The organism is Burkholderia sp. Bp9031 (genome assembly GCF_003857965.1).
Taxonomy (GTDB): Bacteria; Pseudomonadota; Gammaproteobacteria; order Burkholderiales; family Burkholderiaceae; genus Burkholderia; species Burkholderia ambifaria_A.
On sequence record NZ_QTPW01000014.1, the window covers coordinates 84,541 to 101,367 of the forward strand.

A 16,827-nucleotide genomic window follows, 5' to 3' on the forward strand; every position below is an offset into this window, starting at 1 on the left:
GCTGCGTCTTTGCATCGAAGCGGCGCGCGGCATCCCGCGCGCGCCGCCTTCCGTTTCAGCGGCGCTTGCCGCGCTGCAACCAGCCGTCGAGCACGCCGGTCGTCAGCAATCCGCTGCGCGCTTCGCGTGCGCCATCGCGACCGATCCACACGGTACGCGGCATCTCTCCCCGCCATCCCGCATCGAGCGCCGCCCGCAGACGCTCGGGCATCGGCTCCGCATTCGCATACTGCGCGACCTGCGGCGGCAGGTTCATTTGCGCGAGCGCCTGCGCGATCGCCGCACCGTTGTCGTCATAAGCGTCCATCGCGACCATTGCGAGTTGCACGTCCGGATGCCGGCGCTGCCACGCGACGAGATGCGCGGCGTTCTCGCGGCAGTATCCGCAATCGAGCGACCAGATCTCGACCGCGAGCGGTCGGTCGTGCGCCGTCGCATACAACTTCGCGACCTCGGCCGCGCGCAGCGGCTGCAGTTCGCCGGCCCACGCCGGCAGGCTCGCGAGCACGACGCCGATCAAAATCACCAGCCGCTTCATTACGCGCCCTCCACGGGAATCAGCCGGTAGCCGTCGTCACGCGTGCGCCACGACAGGTAGATGCGCCCCGCATCGTCGAGCAGTTGCGGATTGTCGCTCGCGCCCGATGTCGACGCGATCACGCGCGGCGCCGACCAGTGCTCGCCACGATCGTCCGAGCGGCGCAGCTTGATCTGCATCGTGTCTCCGTCGAACGCCTTCCACGCGAGCCAGACGACGTCGCCGCGCGCGACGAGCGCCGCGTGCGATGCCTGTTCAGCCGGCACGGCCGGATTCGCACCGAATGCCCACGGCGTGCCGCGCGGCCGGCCGTCGGCGCCGATGCGTGAATAGAACACGTCGGCACGACCATCGACCACGCCGAACCACGCAATATGACGCGTACCGTCGGGCGTGATCGCAAGCGCCGGCCCGTGTTCGGGGCAGGCCTCGACGTGCCAGTTCGAGAACGTCGCACGCACCGGCACGACGGGCTCCGACGCCGACACCGGCAATACCGCGAGCGCATGGTCGCGAATCTGTCCCGGGAACACGTTGCGCCACACGGCTTCGATGTGTCCGGCCGGATCGATCGCCATCGCGATGCGACAGCATTCGCACGTGTGGTCGGTCACCTTGCGCTCGGGCTCGAACGACGTGCCGCCGTCGCGCGACACCGCGTAGTAGACGGCCGCGCCCTCGTACGCCTGCCCCGCCGCCTTCGCCGCGACGAGATCGCGCTTGTCGATCCACGCGATCGCGATATTGCCGGCCGGATCGACAGCCATCATGTCGAAGCGGTGCGTGATCGCCTGCCGGTCGCGATGCACGGTGACCGGCACGCTCCAGGTCGCACCGCTATCGAGCGAACGCGAGAAGCGCACCATGCCGGTGTACGGCGCATCGAGCGGCATCGACCACGACACGTACACCGCGCGACCGTCGGGGCTCGTCGCAATCTTCGGCCGATTCTCCGCGCTCGTGTAGATCGGCTCGGGCATCGCATTGACGATCACGGGCGCGGACAGCGTGCGGCCCGCGTCGTCCGAGTGCGCGACGACGACGTGCGCGCCTTCGACCCATGCGACCCACAGCCGGTGCCGCGCGTCGAACGCGGCGCCGGTCGCGAGCGGCTGCTTCTGTTGCGCCGGTGCGGCCTGCATGCTCATGTGCGCCGCATGCGGATCGGCGGCTTTCGGTGCATCGTGCGCGCCGGCGGGCGACAACGCCGCGAGCCACAACGCGCAGCCTGCCGCGAACGATTTCACAGCGACCATTTCAGTTCTCCAAAGAAAGTGCGGCCTGGATACGGGTGGAATACGTAGTAGCGGCGGTCGGTCAGATTGTCGATGCCGACCGACGCGGTCCAGTGACGGTCGAACCGGTAGCGCGCCTTCAGGTCGACGACCGTGAAGATGCTCGTGCCGCCGTACACGTCCGGATTCACGTCGCTGTTGTCGAGCGTGTTGAACTGGCGGCCCGAGTAGCGCACGCCGACGCTCGCGAGCCAGTGCTCGTCGAAGCGGTACGATGCGAGCAGGTTCGCGCGCATGCGCGGGATGCGCGGAAAGCGCGAACCGACATATGCGGGATTCGCGGTGTCGGCGAGGATCTGCGCATTGCTCGCCGACACGTTCGCGTCGATGTCTAGCCCGCGCAGCCCGACGTTCTGGCCGCTGAAGCCGAGCTCGACACCGCGTACGCGCACGCGATCGACATTCGAGATGTTCGTGACGGTCGACGCACCGGACACCGTCGTCTGGCTGTAGATCGAATCGCGCAGGTCGCTCTGGAACACGCTCGCACGCAGCACGCCGACGCCCACGTCGCGCTCGGCCGTGAAGTCCCAGTCGATCGCCTTTTCCGGCCGCAGGTTCGGGTTGTTGTTGACGATCGCGTTGTTCGAGATCGTGCCCTGGAACAGTTCGCCGACCGTCGGGAAGCGCGTGCCCGTCGCGAACGACAGCCGGAAGCGCCAGACCTCCGTCGCGTCCCATTGCAGCGCGACTTTCGGTGACAGCGCATTGGCGCTGCGGCCGGCGTAGCCGAGCGTGCCGGTCGCGTTGCCGAGCGCGCCGCCGTACGCATCCCAGCGCTCGTAGCGCAGACCGAGGGTCGCGAGCCAGCCTGGCGCGAAACGCCACGCGTCCTGTGCAAACAGCGCCTGCGTGCGCGTGTCGCCCTGGTAGACGCTCGCGAGCGACGTGGTTGGCCCGGCCAGCCAGTCGGCCGTGTTGTACGTGACGTTGCGCAGGAAATAGTTGTCGTAGTGATAGCCGAACGTGAACGTGTGGCCCTTCACCTGCGGCGCCTCGGCCTTCAGGTCGAGCGTACGCCAGCCCGTGCCGTCGCCCTGGAACAGCGTGCCCGCGCCGCCCTGCGCAGTCGATGCCGCGCGCAGCACGTCGCGCGACACGTCGTACGCGGACACCACGCCCGACAGTCGCCAGCCCGAATCGAGCCGGCCATTCAGCCCGAGCGCGTACAGCCAGTTCTCCTGGTCGCCGCGCTGCGGCGCGAACGCGCTCGGCGCGACGGTCATGCTCTGGCCGCCGATCGACACGTTGCCGCCGTAGACCGGGTTGCCGGCCGCGTCGCGCAGGAAGGTTTCGCCGTGCTGCCGGTAATGGTTCTCCCAGTGCCCGAGCGTCAGCGTCGCGTCGACGTGATCCGTGAACGCGTAGCCCATCCGGACCGTCTCGTTGAGCTGCTCCGTCCGCTCGATGTTCTGCGCGCCGACGATCGTGCGCGGCTTGCCGTTAGGGCCGATGTCGGTGGCCGCGCCCGCCACCGGCACTGCGGCGCCAAGCCGCGGGTTGTAGGCGGAATTGGGGCTCGCATACTGCATCGGCTGACCGTCGTTCTCCAGCCGGTCGAGCGACAGCGAGAACCAGAACCGGCCGACGCGGTTCGCGATCCGCGCGGTCTGGTGATTGCCGCCGAAGCTGTCCGCGAAACCGTAGCCGTCGTGATAGCGCTGCGTGAAGAACTGCGTCGACAGCGACGCCTCGAGTTTTTCAGGACGGCGCGTCGTCAGCAGCACGGTCGAGCCGATCGCGTTGCCGGGATACAGCGCGGAAAAGGGGCCATACAGCACGTCGACGCGCGCGATATCGTCGGGCGCGATCAGCGACCAGCGCGGCGGATACGCATAGCTCGAGCCGAGCAGGTTCGACAGCAGCAGGCCGTCGGCGTACACGAGCCCGCGCGCGCTCTGCAGTTCGTTGAAGTCTCGGCCGGCGAACACGCTGTTGCGGTCGCCGATGTAGCGCTTGCGAACCATCAGGTTGGGCGCGTACTTCAGCGCATCCTCGGTGGCGACGTTGGTGTGCGCGTCGATCTGCTCGCGCGTGATCGACTCGACGACGGCCGGCGTATCCGGATCGACGGGTTGCCGCTGGGCGGTGACGCTGACCGCGGTCAGCGTGTCGCCCGTCGGCGCGGGCACGACCGCTGCAGCGGACGCGGCAAGGCCGGCCGGGTTGCCCGAGGCGCCGGGCAGCGGGTCGGCGGACGCGCCATCGATCGGGGCCGCCTGCGCAGCCGGCCAGGCAAAAGCGGCCGCGCAGGCGAGCGCGAGCCGACCGCGCGGCGGCCGCGCGGCGAAGGTGAACGACATGAATGAATTCCTGAAAACGTGACCGGAAGCCGCCGGACGCGAGCCGGCGAGCCGCGCGCGTAAGGCGCGGCGCGCGGATCGAGCCGCGGGCGGCGCGCGCGCCATCGGGGCGCGCGGACGATGTCAATCAGATCGGGACGTTTTCAGGCGGACCGCGCGGCTGCGCAAGACGGATGCCCTTGCGGGGAAAATCGGGAACGGCCGGGGCGGCCGCCCGGTATGCGAACGCGCGCACGAAACCCGGCAACGCGGGCAGGCTCGTGCCGAGCGCGACGTTCGCCGCGAAGCCGGGACAGTACACGCAGTGCGGCACGCCGGCATGGTCGAACGACGCCGCGCCGCGGTCGTCGCCGGACTGCGCGAGGACGACCTGACGTGCGCCGGCCGCACTGCACAGCTCGAGCGTGAGCTCGCCGGAACCGCTCGACGCGAGACGCGCGTAGCCGACGACGGGCGACAGTACGTTCAGTACCAGCGCCAGCCATACGAGGCCGATCCATCGCGTCGTTCGTTTCATCGCGGTCCAGGAAAAAGTGCGCGCAAGTATAGCAAGCGGCCGGTTGTTGCCGATCGAACAAAGCGTGATAGCCGGCATCGCACGGCGCGCAGCGGCGCATGTGCCGTTAATACAACAGAGACAAAATCTAACGATTCGCCACTGGCATAAATCCGAGCGCGAGGTTGATAATTATTGAACCCGCTGGAGAAACGACCATGGACGAAAGACCAACCCGCATGCCCCCGCCCGAGCAAGTGATGAGCCCGGATCCGGAACCCGTCGGCGTGGAATTCCTCGCCGAATTGCCCGAGCACGTCCGGGCATTCTTCGACGAGCAGCACAAGCTGTACTCGCCGAAGTGAACCTACGTTCCGTTCTGTAACCGCCACGTGTCGATCGATATCGTGCGGTTCATCGCTGCGTTTTCGGCGCAGATCGCTTCGCACCCGGGTTGCAACGGCCTGACGGTGCCGGATCAGTTCGTCCGCTGATTCTTCTGTCGCGTCGCTCCGCCGCGCGACTCTCTTCGTCTATCCTTCTGTTTTTCCACCTCCGGCCCGCCCGGCTCTCACGATCGTCCCGATGAAACAAGTCATTCGTGCCAGCGTCGCTGTCGCCGCGCTCGGCGTCGCCCTTTTTTCGTCACCGCACGTCGCGCGCGCGGACGGCGACGACACCGCGCTCACCAACCTCGTCGCGCTCGCATCGCAGCGGCTCGCGCTTGCCGAGCCCGTCGCACGCTGGAAATGGGCGAACCACAAGGCGATCGAGGATGGGCCGCGCGAAGCGGCACTGCTCTCATCGGTGGAGAAGCGCGCTGCGCAGGCGGGCGTGGACCCGGCGTTCGCGCGCAGGTTCTTCGAGGATCAGATCGCCGCGAGCAAGGACGTGCAGAACGCACTCTTTGCGACCTGGCGCGCCACGCGGCCGCCCGAAGGCACGCCGCCCGACCTCGCGACCAGCACGCGGCCGGCGCTCGACCAGCTCACGCAAAAGATGCTGACCGGCCTCGCCCAGGTCGCGCCGCTGCGCGACGCGCCCGACTGCCAGGCGCGGCTCGCTCGCAGCATCGCGAACTGGAAGACGCTCACACGCTACGACGCCACCCAGACGCAGGCGCTCGGCACTGCACTGGCGCACGTCTGCTCGGCCGGCGGCGCCAGCGCGATCGGCTGACTGCACACGCCATACGGTGCGGACGCGCGTGCCGTTCAGTCGGTAGGCGTGAGCACCACGAGCGGAATCAGCTGCAGGCCACGCGCGAGATGGGTCTGCAGCAGCCGGTGGGTATGGGGTTCGAACGCGCCGTCCGGACCATCGGCCGCGAGCCGCACGGCCGCGTCGAGCGAATCGGCTGCCCCGAGGTAGCGCCACCCGTCGATCACATGAAACATGCGACGCTCGCCGCACGCTTCGAACGCGACCGCGCCGTCGAACGGCCAGGGCGCACTGCCCGCACGGGCGTGATCGGCGGGACGCCGGTTGTACGACGGACGCAAGCGGGCGATCCACTGCGCCTCGGCGAGCATCGCGCCGAGTTCGTTGCCGGTTTCCTGCCATTCGACACGCCGCACCTGCTGCGCAAGCCGCATTTCCTTCGACGAGCGCCGCTCGCCGGTCAGCAGCGCGCGCAAGCGCTGTCGCACGCGCACGCTGCGCCCGACATAAAGGGCTTCATCACCCTCCCCGAACAACGCGTACGCACCGCATCCGGCGGGCGCGGTATCGAGCCACGCTTCAGTCAGGTTCCCCCCGAGACGGAAGTGGCGCGTCGTGCGCGCGATCTGGTCGCGCAGACGCTCCAGCGGCACGATCTCGTGCAATTGCCGCCAGAACTGCCAAAGGAGATCCGCATCTGCGAGTGCCCGGTGGCGGGCCGCGGGGACGAGGCCATGCCGCTCGATCAGCGCATCGAGTCCGTGCCGCGCCTCGCGCGGAAACAGCGCACGCGACAGCCGCACCGTGCACAGCACGTCCGGGTTGAACGCGATGCCGGCACGTTCGAACTCGGCGCGCAGGAAGCCACGGTCGAAGCTCGCGTTGTGCGCGACGAACAGCTTGCCGTCGAGCCGTTCGAACAGCGGGGGCGCGAGCGACGCGAACGACGGCGCATCGCGTACCATCTCGTCCGAAATGCCCGTCAGTTGCTGGATGAAGGGCGGAATCGACTGTCCCGGATTGACGAGCGTCGTCCACGTCGATACGCCGAGCGGACCAATTTCGACCATACCGATTTCGGTGATGCGGTGTTCGGCGGACGAGCCACCGGTGGTTTCAAGGTCGACGAAGACGAGCGGTTGTTCGCTGGCGGGATCGGACGGACGGGAATCGGACATGAAAAGACAGGGAAACGATGCTTTCGTGAGTATGCACCGGCATGCGTGTTTGCGACCAGTCCGAACCCGAATCGATGCGCTGCCGCCAGCTTTTCGCGCCCCGAAAAACAAAAAGCCCCCGCAATGCAGGGGCCGGACGTGATCGGCAATGCGTGGCGCGTCAGACCGCCTGGATATTCGCTGCCTGCTTGCCTTTCGGGCCGACTTTCACGTCGAAGGAAACGCGCTGGTTTTCCTTCAGCGTTTTGAAGCCGTCCATCCGGATTTCGGAAAAGTGCGCAAACAGATCTTCACCGCCATTGTCGGACGTAATAAAGCCGAAACCTTTAGCATCGTTAAACCATTTTACGATACCGGTATCCATACCTTCGTTCCCCACTCGTTTAGATCAAAAAAGCTACTGTTTATAGCCGCTTCCCGAAATCCCGCAACGGCGCGCCGACACTCACCCCCAGCGCTCCGCCCGGGGACGGAGTGCTGACTTTATAAATTGGACAATCCGGGTGCGTCAAGGGAATTTTTTGCGCCTTCTTAATCAAAAAACGTCAATACCACTGGAATCGGTACACCATCGCCTTTTATTAATTGATTCGCATCAAAAACCTGTCAATGTTACCGGGCCCAGTTCGCCATTAATCCATACCGAGAAAAACCTACCGGGGACAAATCAAGTCGGTAATTCCTCGGGTTTTTTCCGGTTGCGAAAAACAGGGGACGTTGCGATGCTGGTGCAAAGCAATGGAAGGAGAAGGTCATGTGGCTGGACGGAATCAAGCGCTTCGCGAGCCGGCTCACACGCGTACGCCGCAAGTCCCGCGCGCTGGCCGAGTCCCATGAAGCGCCGTGCGACACCGAGTTCGACCCGACCTGGCACGGCGATCATTGGCAGAACCTGCTGGCGTCACCGCTGGACGCCCGTCACTACGTGATGGAAGACTGGACGTACACGCCGCCTCAGGCCGAAGCCGAAGACGCGCAGCCGACAGGCAAGCGCAAGCGGCGCTCGTACCCGCAATAGGGATCGGGAAGACGGAGCAAAAAAAAGCGCGACTGGGAAGTCGCGCCGACAAAGGTTTGGAGATCTTTTCCGTCAACGAAAAAGTCTGCTTCGGAAAGCAGAGATCGCAGTATAGCGAGAGAACATCCTTTCATTATCCATGCTCCACACAAACCTCTATTGCCGTTGTGTCAATAATCGCGCTAGCCGCACCCTCGCCCGCTACTGATCGCCTGTCGCGATCGCGCAACGCCCGTTACGCAGTCCTGATCCGCAGTTCCGCCTGCTGCGCCGCCGCAAAGTCTTGATGGCCACGGCTCTCGGGGTTCATACTCATTCTTGCGCGATTCAAAATACAGTATTGCCGGAAGCGATTTTCTTCAGTGCCCCGGCCGATTCGTACACTGCAAATGGATTCCGACGAGGGTGCCGCGCCCACGCGCACGGCGTCGCCACCTGCGATGCCGCCGATGCCCGCAGCAGGTTCGATCGACATCATCCTGTTTGGAGACAGATCATGAAAAAGACCCTGATCGTCGCCGCATTGGCGGGCGTGGCGGCCAGCGCCGCCCATGCGCAAAGCAGCGTCACGCTGTACGGCCTGATCGATGCCGGCATCACTTACACGAACAACCAGGGCGGACACAGCGCGTGGCAGGAAACGAGCGGCTCGATCAACGGCAGCCGCTGGGGCCTGCGCGGCACCGAGGATCTCGGCGGCGGACTGAAGGCGATCTTCACGCTGGAGAACGGCTTCGGCATCAACAACGGCTCACTGAAGCAGAACGGCCGCGAGTTCGGCCGCCAGGCGTTCGTCGGGCTCGCGCACGACAGCTATGGCTCGCTCACGCTCGGCCGCCAATACGACAGCGTCGTCGATTTCCTCGGCCCATTGTCGCTGACCGGCACCCAGTACGGCGGCACGCAGTTCGCGCATCCGTTCGACAACGACAACCTGAACAACTCGTTCCGGATCAACAATTCGGTCAAGTACCAGAGCGCAAACTACGGTGGCCTGAAGTTCGGCGCGCTGTACGGCTTCTCGAATTCCAGCGATTTCTCGAACAACCGCGCATACAGCGTCGGCGCGTCGTACAGCTATATGGGTTTCAACGTCGCGGCCGCGTACATGCAGCTCAACAACAACATCAACGCGCTGGCGCTCGCGGCCAGCGACCCCGGCGCGGTGGCCGGCGACTGGACGTTCGCGGCCAGCCGGCAGCGCACCTGGGGCGCGGGCCTCGACTACACGTTCGGGCCCGCGACGGCCGGCTTCGTATTCACGCAGACGCGCCTGACCGATTCGGCGGGGATCAGCGCCGGGCAGTCCGGCGTGTCGAGCGGCATCCCGCTCACTGGCGGCACGCGCTTCAACAACTACGAAGTCAACGGTCGCTACGCGCTGACGCCGGCGTTCTCGCTCGCTGGCTCGTACACGTACACGGACAGCCGCCTCGACGGCCAGACACCGAGCTGGCACCAGTTCAACCTGCAGGCCGACTATGCGCTGTCGAAGCGCACCGACCTGTACCTGCAAGGCGTATACCAGCGGGTCAATTCGGACGGCCTGGCGATCGGCGCAAACATCAACGGGCTCGGCACCGCGTCGTCGACGAACAAGCAGATCGCCGTCACGGCCGGCATGCGTCACCGCTTCTGAGCGATTCGATTCGTCCCGGCCGTTCGTCCGGGACCGTCATGACGAAGCGCCCCACCCGGGGCGCTTGTTCGTTTCAGCGTGGCATTGCACGGATGCGCCGCTTCATGCTCACGCGTTGCCCGGTGCCGGATATCGAACGTCGAGCACATCGATCGGCTGCGGACCGACCGGCGTCATCAGCGTGACGGTATCGCCGATCTTCGCCTTGATGAGCGCTCGCGCGACCGGCGAGATCCAGCTGACGCAACCGTGATCGAGATCGACCTCGTCGATCCCGACGATCGTGACGGTGTGACCCTCGCCGTCCGGCGTCGCGTAGTCGACGGTCGCGCCGAAGAACACCTGGTCGACGTTCTCCTGCCGGCTCGCGTCGACGATTTCGGCGAGATCGAGCCGCTTCGTCAGGAAGCGGATCCGGCGGTCGATCTCGCGCAACCGTCGCTTGCCGTAGATGTAGTCGCCGTTCTCCGACCGGTCGCCGTTCGACGCAGCCCACGACACGAGGCGCACGACCTCGGGACGCTCGACGTCGATCAGGTTCAGGAGCTCGTCCCTGAGCCGCTTGTGGCCGGCCGGCGTGATGTAGTTCTTCGTGCCCGCCGGAATCGCGGGTTGACTCGGGTCGAGATCGTCGTCGTCGCCGTCCGACTCTTTGACAAACGCCTTGTTCATGATGCAGATTCAAAACCTGGATGACTGATGCCCCAAGAGTACACGAAGGCGGCCGTGCAAGATCGCGCGACATATTTTGCGAATAAGGCTTCCCTTTTTATACGGCTCTGCTATACTTCCGCTTCTGCGTGCGGCTGTAGCTCAGTTGGATAGAGTACTTGGCTACGAACCAAGGGGTCGTGGGTTCGAATCCTGCCAGCCGCGCCACTTTTTTCGAGGGCCTTCCGAACCGAAGGCCCTTTCAGTTCGAAGTAGTCGTTGTTTTGTTATTGCGTGCGGCTGTAGCTCAGTTGGATAGAGTACTTGGCTACGAACCAAGGGGTCGTGGGTTCGAATCCTGCCAGCCGCGCCACTTTTTTCGAGGGCCTTCCGAACCGAAGGCCCTTTCAGTTCGAAGTAGTCGTTGTTTTGTTATTGCGTGCGGCTGTAGCTCAGTTGGATAGAGTACTTGGCTACGAACCAAGGGGTCGTGGGTTCGAATCCTGCCAGCCGCGCCACCTCAGAAGGGCCTTCCTCCGGGAAGGCCCTTTTTTCTTTTCTGCTCCCCTCTTCCCTGCGACCACTACGTCCGCTCGACCTGCTCCCGCACAACGTCGTCGAACCCGCGCCACCAACAAAAACGGCGGCCCGTGGCCGCCGTCCGTGCAACGCGTCGCGTCAGTAATCCTGCCGTTCGCGCTCGATGCGCATGCCGCCGTCGTGACGCGCATGCACGCTGTCGTCGGTCGAGCGCTCGCGCATGATCCGCATCACGTCCGGATTGGTCCGCACGCGCCGCATCACGTTCGCAAGGTGCACGCGATCGCTGACCTGGATCACGAAGCGCAGCACCGTCGATTCGTGCGTCAGGTCCTCGTCCATCGCGATGTGGACGATGTTCGCGTCGGCGGACGTGATGTCCGCCGCGACACGCGCGAAGATGCCCTTCGTGTTCTTCACGAGCGCCTTCACCGCGACGTCGAACAGACGTCCCGGCTGCGGCGCCCATTCGACGTCGATCCAGCGGCCCGGATCGCGGCGATGGATGCGCTGCGCGACACGGCAATCGGTCGTATGAATCGCCATCCCGAGGCCAATGCCGATATAGCCCATGATCGCATCGCCCGGAATCGGCCGACAGCACGCCGACAGCTGCACGGACATCCCTTCGGTGCCGGTAATCACGACCGGCGGCGCATTGTGTGCGGGATGACGCTCGGACTTCGGCAGGTCGTCGTCCGCATCGCGGCCGCTCATCAGTACCTCGATGCGCTTGGCCATCACCGCAGCGACGCGGCGGCCGAGGCCGATGTCCGCGAAGATTTCCTGGCGGCTCTTGTTGCCCGTCCACTGCACGAGCTTTTCCCACACTTCCGGCGTCACGTCGGCCAGTGCGAGCCCATAACCCTTCAGGCTCTGGTCGACGAGCCGCTCGCCGAGCTGCACCGACTCGTTCAGGCGCATCGTCTTCAGGTAGTGACGAATCGCCGAGCGTGCCTTGCCGGTACGCACGAAACCGAGCCACGCGGGGTTCGGCTTCGAATACGGCGCGGTGATCACCTCGACGATGTCGCCGCTCTTCAACTCGGTACGCAGCGGCAGCAGCTCGTTGTTGATCTTCACGGCCACGCACTGGTTGCCGAGGTCGCTGTGGATCGAATACGCGAAATCGAGTGCCGTCGCGCCGCGCGGCAGCGCCATGATCTTCGACTTCGGCGTAAACACGTAGACCGCATCCGGGAACAGGTCGATCTTCACGTGCTCGAGGAATTCGCTCGAATCGCCGGCTTCGCTCTGGATGTCGAGCAGCGACTTCAGCCACTGATGCGCGCGCTTCTGCACATCGTTCAGATCCGCGCCGCCGTTCTTGTACAACCAGTGCGCGGCCACGCCGGCCTCGGCGATCTCGTGCATCTTGCGCGTGCGCACCTGAAACTCGATCGGCGCGCCGAACGGGCCGACGAGCGTCGTGTGCAGCGACTGATAGCCGTTGATCTTCGGGATCGCGATGTAGTCCTTGAACTTGCCGGGCACGGGCTTGTACAGCGCGTGCAGCGCGCCGATGCACGTGTAGCAGTCGAGCGGGCTCTCGACGACGACGCGAAAGCCGTACACGTCGAGCACCTGCGAGAACGACAGCTGCTTGTCGCGCATCTTGCGGTAGATGCTGTAGATCGTCTTTTCGCGGCCGGTGATCTCGGCGTCGATCTTCGCGTCGGTCATCGCGCGTTGCGCAGCCTCGAGGATCTTGCTGATCACTTCGCGGCGGTTGCCGCGCGCGGCCTTCACGGCCTTCTCGAGCGTTGCGTAGCGATGCGGGTTGAAATTCGCGAAGCTCATGTCCTGCAGCTCGCGATACGTGTTGTTCAACCCGAGGCGGTGCGCGATCGGCGCATAGATGTCGAGCGTCTCGCGTGCGACGCGACGGCGCTTTTCCATCGGCACAGCGCCGAGCGTGCGCATGTTGTGCAAGCGGTCGGCGAGCTTGACGAGGATGACGCGCACGTCGCGTGCCATCGCGAGCAGCATCTTTCGGAAGTTTTCCGCCTGCGCTTCCTCGCGACTGCGGAACTCCATCTTGTCGAGCTTCGACAGGCCGTCAACCAGTTCGGCGACCTTCGGGCCGAAGCGTTCGGCCAGCTCGCTCTTGGTCACGCCCTGGTCTTCCATCACGTCGTGCAGCAACGCTGCCATCACGGCTTGCGCGTCGAGCTTCCAGCCGGCGCAGATTTCCGCGACGGCGACGGGATGGGTGATGTAGGGTTCGCCGCTCTGGCGATATTGACCGAGGTGGGCTTCGTCGCTGAAGTGGAACGCCGCCTTGACCTCTTTGATTTCTTCCGGAGGGAGATACTCGGCAAGCGCGGTCGTCAGTTTCGCGATCGAAACGACACCGTGCTTGCGCGGCTGCTCCGGAGTGGCGGTCGGCCCGAACAGATGCCGGAAGGACTGTTCGAGGACCGCGTCGATGTACTGGCGCGCAGGCGACTGGGCCGTGGCTTCGGTGGTCGAATCCGCGGAGGCGGACGATGGGGTGGTGCTCATATTCGCCTCCAGGTCGAGTCGTTGCGCGCGTGGACTACATGGCTGGAACGGGCCGGATGCGCGTTACACCGGCACCTTCTTCAGCATCTCGACGCCGACCTGGCCGGCGGCGATCTCGCGCAGCGCGACGACGGTCGGCTTGTCGCGGCTCTCGATCTTCGGCGTATGGCCTTGCGCGAGCTGCCGCGCGCGGTAGGTGGCGGCGAGCGCCAGTTCGAAGCGGTTGGGGATTTGCTTCAGGCAGTCTTCGACGGTAATGCGAGCCATGTTGGTAATTCCTTCTGAATATAGTCCTTATTCTACCTTATGTCCCTCTACCCCCGCGTCATTCCGCGTGGGGCAGATGGATACCGAGCTCGATGAACAGCTCCGCATGTCGCGCGTACTGCGAAGCAAAGCGCAGGCGCGTCGCCGCGACGATGCATTCGAGCTCGGCCAGCGCACGATCGAAATTCTCGTTGATCACGACGTATTCCGCTTCGGATGCGTGCGCCATCTCGCTGCCCGCGGCGAGCAGGCGTCGCGTGATCACGTTCGGCTCGTCCTGCCCGCGCTTCTTCAGGCGCTCCTCGAGCGCATCGAGCGACGGCGGCAGAATGAAGATGCCGACCGCGTTGCGGAACTGCTTCTTCACCTGCAGCGCGCCCTGCCAGTCGATCTCGAGCAGCACGTCATGGCCGTTCGCCATCTGCTCCTCGATCCAGACGCGCGACGTGCCGTAGTAGTTGCCGTGCACTTCCGCGCTCTCGAGGAATTCATGCGCGGCGTGGCGCACACGGAAATCCTCGACGGTCGTGAAGTGGTAGTGCTGGCCGTCCTGCTCGTTGGGGCGCGGCTTGCGCGTCGTGTACGAAATCGACAGGCAGATGTCGCTGTCCTTCGACAGCAGCGCGTTCACGAGCGTCGACTTGCCGGCGCCCGACGGGGCGATGACCATGAACAGGTTGCCGGGATAGACGCCGCCGTGCAGCGCATGCGACGCGTGGCCGTCGCGGTTAGGGTCGGTCATGTTGCTTTTACTCCAGGTTTTGCACTTGCTCGCGCATCTGCTCGATCAGCAGCTTCAGTGCCATCGACGCGTCGGCCAGTTCCTTCGCCGCCGCCTTCGAGCCGAGCGTGTTTGCTTCGCGATTCAGTTCCTGCATCATGAAGTCGAGACGCTTGCCGACGCGGCCGCCCTTCTCGATCACGTGACGCGTTTCGTTCAGGTGCGCGGTGAGTCGCGACAGCTCTTCCGCGATGTCGATCCGGATGCCGTACATCGTCACTTCCTGACGAATGCGTTCCGCGGCTTCCTCGCGCGTGACGATCGCCGCGCTTCCTTCGGGCGCCGCGAGGCCGAGCGCTTCCTGCAGCCGCTCGACGATCTTCTGCTGATGCTTCGCGATCAGCTCCGGCACGAGCGGCGTGATGCGCGCGACGATCGCTTCCATTTCAGTGACGTTCGACAGCAGCATCGTGGCCAGCTGCGCGCCTTCGCGCGAACGCACGACGACGAGCTCGCCGATCGCTTCCTTGCCGCACGCGAGCACCGCGTCGCGGATCGCTTCCGCCGACACGCCGCTCTCGGCGAGCACGCCCGGCCAGCGCAGGATCTCGCCCGCGCGCAGGCGGCCGACACCCGGGAACGCATCGAGCACCGAGCGCTCGAGCTCGGCGAGCTGGCCGAGCGCCGACTGGTTCAGCGCGCCCGCGCCGATGCTCTGCTCGCCGCGCTGCAGGTTGATGCGCACGTCGACCTTGCCGCGCGACAGCTTGTTCATCAGCATTTCGCGCAGCGCGGGTTCGCACGCGCGCACGTCGTCCGGCATGCGGAAATTCAGGTCGAGGAAGCGCGAGTTCACGGTGCGCAGTTCGACCGACACGCTGGTGCCGCCGTTGCCGGTGGCCGTCGCGAGTTCGCGCGTCGCGCTCGCATAGCCCGTCATGCTGTAGATCATGGTTCGTCTCGCCGTCTGGGTGCCCTTCTCGGGCGGGGATATGTCGAGGCGCCCGGCGCATTGCAAGGCGCGGGGCGGGAAGCGCGCATTATCCCATTTTTGCGCCCCACCCCGCCGGGCAAGGCTGCCGTTCGGCGCTAAAATCGGGGTTTCCTCTTCCGTCCACGATTCCCCCATGATGTCTTCCCTGTCCCGCCCGAGCGGCCGTCGCGCCGACGAACTGCGCAAGGTCGCCCTCACGCGCCACTACACGAAACACGCCGAAGGCTCGGTCCTGGTCGAATTCGGCGACACCAAGGTGATCTGCACCGCGAGCGTCGCCGAACGCGTGCCCGAATTCCTGCGCGATCGCGGCCAGGGCTGGCTGACGGCCGAATACGGAATGCTGCCGCGCGCGACGCACACGCGCAGCGACCGTGAGGCCGCACGCGGCAAGCAGACGGGCCGTACGCAGGAAATTCAGCGCCTGATCGGCCGCGCGCTGCGTGCGGTGTTCGATCTCGAGGCGCTCGGCCCACGCACGATCCACATCGACTGCGACGTGATCCAGGCCGACGGCGGCACGCGCACGGCGAGCATCACCGGCGCCTTCGTCGCCGCGCACGACGCCGTGTCGAAACTGATCACGGCCGGCAAGCTCGCGCGTTCGCCGATCACCGACCACGTTGCCGCGATCTCGGTCGGCGTGTACGAAGGCGCGCCCGTGCTCGACCTCGACTACGCGGAAGATTCGCGCTGCGACACCGACATGAACGTCGTGATGACGGGCGCCGGCGGCTTCGTCGAAGTCCAGGGCACCGCCGAAGGCGTGCCGTTCTCGCGCGCCGAGATGAACGCGCTGCTCGACCTCGCGCAAAGCGGGATCGGCCAGCTCGTGCAGCTGCAGAAGGACGTGCTGGGCGCCGCCCATGTCTGACGATCGCACCCTCGCGCCGCTGTCGCGCATCGTGCTCGCGTCGAACAACGCCGGCAAGCTGCGCGAATTCACCGCGCTGTTCTCGACAGTCGGCATCGAGATCGTGCCGCAGGGTGACCTGGCCGTGCCCGAGGCGGAAGAGCCGTTCGGCACGTTCATCGAGAATGCGCTGGCGAAAGCGCGGCATGCGTCGCGCCTCACCGGCCTGCCGGCGATCGCCGACGATTCGGGCCTGTGCGTGCGTGCGCTGCGCGGCGCACCGGGCGTCTATTCGGCGCGCTACGCGCAGCGCGCGGGCCGCGACAAGGGCGACGCGGCGAACAATGCGTATCTCGTCGAGCAGCTGCACGGCGTCGACGACCGGCGCGCATACTATTGCTGCGTGCTCGCGCTGGTGCGCCACGCGGACGATCCCGAGCCGCTGTTCGCCGAAGGCCGCTGGGTCGGCGAGATCGTCGACACGCCGCGCGGCGAGCACGGATTCGGCTATGACCCGTATTTCCATCTGCCGTCGCTCGGCGCGACGGCAGCCGAACTCGAGCCGGCCGTGAAGAACACGCACAGCCATCGCGCACTTGCGCTGAAGGCGCTGCTCGCTCGGCTCGCGGAGGAACCCGCATGATCGTCTTCGTCACGCATTCGCAGCC

At 65.5% G+C, this 16,827-nt stretch carries 18 protein-coding genes and 3 tRNA genes; 9 read left to right on the plus strand and 12 right to left on the minus strand.

Annotated features, from left to right (window positions below):
• Nucleotides 1-55: 55 nt before the first annotated feature.
• The 4 genes from DIE15_RS19520 to DIE15_RS19535 all read right to left on the minus strand — a co-directional run bounded on the left by DIE15_RS19520 (nt 56) and on the right by DIE15_RS19535 (nt 4,653).
• The gene (locus DIE15_RS19520; protein WP_124834117.1) at nt 56-538 is read right to left on the minus strand and encodes a TlpA disulfide reductase family protein; all 483 of its coding nucleotides are present in this window, start codon (nt 536-538) and stop codon (nt 56-58) included.
• On the minus strand, nt 538-1,794 hold the full coding sequence (locus DIE15_RS19525) for a sialidase family protein (RefSeq protein ID WP_124834118.1): 1,257 nt from the start codon (nt 1,792-1,794) through the stop codon (nt 538-540). Before DIE15_RS19525 ends, DIE15_RS19520 begins: the two co-directional genes overlap by 1 nt.
• Nucleotides 1,782-4,136: a TonB-dependent receptor gene (locus DIE15_RS19530; protein ID WP_124834119.1), complete on the minus strand. Its 2,355-nt coding sequence runs from the start codon at nt 4,134-4,136 to the stop codon at nt 1,782-1,784. The genes DIE15_RS19525 and DIE15_RS19530 overlap by 13 nt, the downstream gene beginning before the upstream one ends.
• Nucleotides 4,137-4,263: 127 nt before the next feature.
• A complete protein-coding gene (locus DIE15_RS19535) occupies nt 4,264-4,653 on the minus strand; it encodes a DUF2946 domain-containing protein (RefSeq protein WP_057928532.1) in 390 nt (129 codons plus the stop codon).
• 197 nt (nt 4,654-4,850) lie between these two features.
• Here DIE15_RS19535 and DIE15_RS37050 point away from each other — a divergent pair, with 197 nt between their 5' ends.
• Together DIE15_RS37050 and DIE15_RS19540 are read left to right on the plus strand one after the other, a co-directional pair.
• Nucleotides 4,851-4,997 (plus strand): hypothetical protein, encoded by a 147-nt coding sequence (locus tag DIE15_RS37050; RefSeq protein WP_009690993.1) that lies wholly within the window; start codon nt 4,851-4,853, stop codon nt 4,995-4,997.
• A 220-nt stretch (nt 4,998-5,217) separates the two neighbouring features.
• On the plus strand, nt 5,218-5,811 hold the full coding sequence (locus DIE15_RS19540; protein ID WP_057928531.1) for a chorismate mutase: 594 nt from the start codon (nt 5,218-5,220) through the stop codon (nt 5,809-5,811).
• 35 nt (nt 5,812-5,846) lie between these two features.
• Here DIE15_RS19540 and DIE15_RS19545 read toward each other — a convergent pair whose 3' ends face one another.
• Nucleotides 5,847-6,971 carry an exonuclease domain-containing protein gene (locus tag DIE15_RS19545; protein WP_124834120.1) on the minus strand — a complete coding sequence of 375 codons (1,125 nt, stop codon included), beginning with the start codon at nt 6,969-6,971 and terminating at the stop codon, nt 5,847-5,849.
• A gap of 160 nt (nt 6,972-7,131) precedes the next feature.
• Nucleotides 7,132-7,335 (minus strand): cold-shock protein, encoded by a 204-nt coding sequence (locus DIE15_RS19550; RefSeq protein WP_006476615.1) that lies wholly within the window; start codon nt 7,333-7,335, stop codon nt 7,132-7,134.
• Between the two features lie 390 nt (nt 7,336-7,725).
• Here DIE15_RS19550 and DIE15_RS19555 point away from each other — a divergent pair, with 390 nt between their 5' ends.
• Nucleotides 7,726-7,989 carry a hypothetical protein gene (locus tag DIE15_RS19555; protein WP_057928529.1) on the plus strand — a complete coding sequence of 88 codons (264 nt, stop codon included), beginning with the start codon at nt 7,726-7,728 and terminating at the stop codon, nt 7,987-7,989.
• 235 nt (nt 7,990-8,224) lie between these two features.
• On the opposite strand, the gene DIE15_RS19560 is transcribed toward DIE15_RS19555, so the two are convergent.
• Nucleotides 8,225-8,467, minus strand: coding sequence for a hypothetical protein (locus DIE15_RS19560; RefSeq protein ID WP_124834121.1), 243 nt, complete (start codon nt 8,465-8,467; stop codon nt 8,225-8,227).
• A gap of 18 nt (nt 8,468-8,485) precedes the next feature.
• On the opposite strand from DIE15_RS19560, the gene DIE15_RS19565 reads away from it, so the two are divergent.
• On the plus strand, nt 8,486-9,628 hold the full coding sequence (locus DIE15_RS19565; RefSeq protein WP_057928528.1) for a porin: 1,143 nt from the start codon (nt 8,486-8,488) through the stop codon (nt 9,626-9,628).
• A gap of 108 nt (nt 9,629-9,736) precedes the next feature.
• Here the strand turns inward: DIE15_RS19565 and greB are convergent, their stop codons facing one another.
• Nucleotides 9,737-10,300, minus strand: a complete 564-nt coding sequence (greB, locus tag DIE15_RS19570; protein WP_124834122.1) for a transcription elongation factor GreB — start codon at nt 10,298-10,300, stop codon at nt 9,737-9,739.
• A gap of 130 nt (nt 10,301-10,430) precedes the next feature.
• Between greB and DIE15_RS19575 the strand changes: the two genes are divergently transcribed.
• The 3 genes from DIE15_RS19575 (at nt 10,431) to DIE15_RS19585 (ending at nt 10,797) form a co-directional block, all read left to right on the plus strand.
• Nucleotides 10,431-10,507, plus strand: a tRNA-Arg gene (locus DIE15_RS19575).
• 68 nt (nt 10,508-10,575) lie between these two features.
• Nucleotides 10,576-10,652, plus strand: a tRNA-Arg gene (locus DIE15_RS19580).
• 68 nt (nt 10,653-10,720) lie between these two features.
• A tRNA-Arg gene (locus tag DIE15_RS19585) sits at nt 10,721-10,797 on the plus strand.
• 160 nt (nt 10,798-10,957) lie between these two features.
• On the opposite strand, the gene DIE15_RS19590 is transcribed toward DIE15_RS19585, so the two are convergent.
• The 4 genes from DIE15_RS19590 to DIE15_RS19605 form a co-directional block, all read right to left on the minus strand.
• Entirely contained in the window at nt 10,958-13,324 is a 2,367-nt protein-coding gene (locus DIE15_RS19590) for a bifunctional (p)ppGpp synthetase/guanosine-3',5'-bis(diphosphate) 3'-pyrophosphohydrolase (RefSeq protein WP_057928526.1), read from the minus strand.
• 63 nt (nt 13,325-13,387) lie between these two features.
• Nucleotides 13,388-13,591, minus strand: coding sequence for a DNA-directed RNA polymerase subunit omega (gene rpoZ, locus DIE15_RS19595; RefSeq protein WP_006025620.1), 204 nt, complete (start codon nt 13,589-13,591; stop codon nt 13,388-13,390).
• Nucleotides 13,592-13,649: 58 nt separating this feature from the next.
• The gene (gene gmk / locus DIE15_RS19600) at nt 13,650-14,333 is read right to left on the minus strand and encodes a guanylate kinase (protein ID WP_057928525.1); all 684 of its coding nucleotides are present in this window, start codon (nt 14,331-14,333) and stop codon (nt 13,650-13,652) included.
• Between the two features lie 7 nt (nt 14,334-14,340).
• Complete coding sequence (locus tag DIE15_RS19605; RefSeq protein WP_057928524.1) at nt 14,341-15,264, minus strand: YicC/YloC family endoribonuclease; 924 nt, start codon at nt 15,262-15,264, stop codon at nt 14,341-14,343.
• Nucleotides 15,265-15,439: 175 nt separating this feature from the next.
• Here DIE15_RS19605 and rph point away from each other — a divergent pair, with 175 nt between their 5' ends.
• On the plus strand, nt 15,440-16,180 hold the full coding sequence (gene rph, locus DIE15_RS19610) for a ribonuclease PH (RefSeq protein WP_124834123.1): 741 nt from the start codon (nt 15,440-15,442) through the stop codon (nt 16,178-16,180).
• Nucleotides 16,173-16,802 (plus strand): RdgB/HAM1 family non-canonical purine NTP pyrophosphatase, encoded by a 630-nt coding sequence (gene rdgB / locus DIE15_RS19615; protein WP_057928522.1) that lies wholly within the window; start codon nt 16,173-16,175, stop codon nt 16,800-16,802. Before rph ends, rdgB begins: the two co-directional genes overlap by 8 nt.
• Nucleotides 16,803-16,827 lie beyond the last annotated feature (25 nt).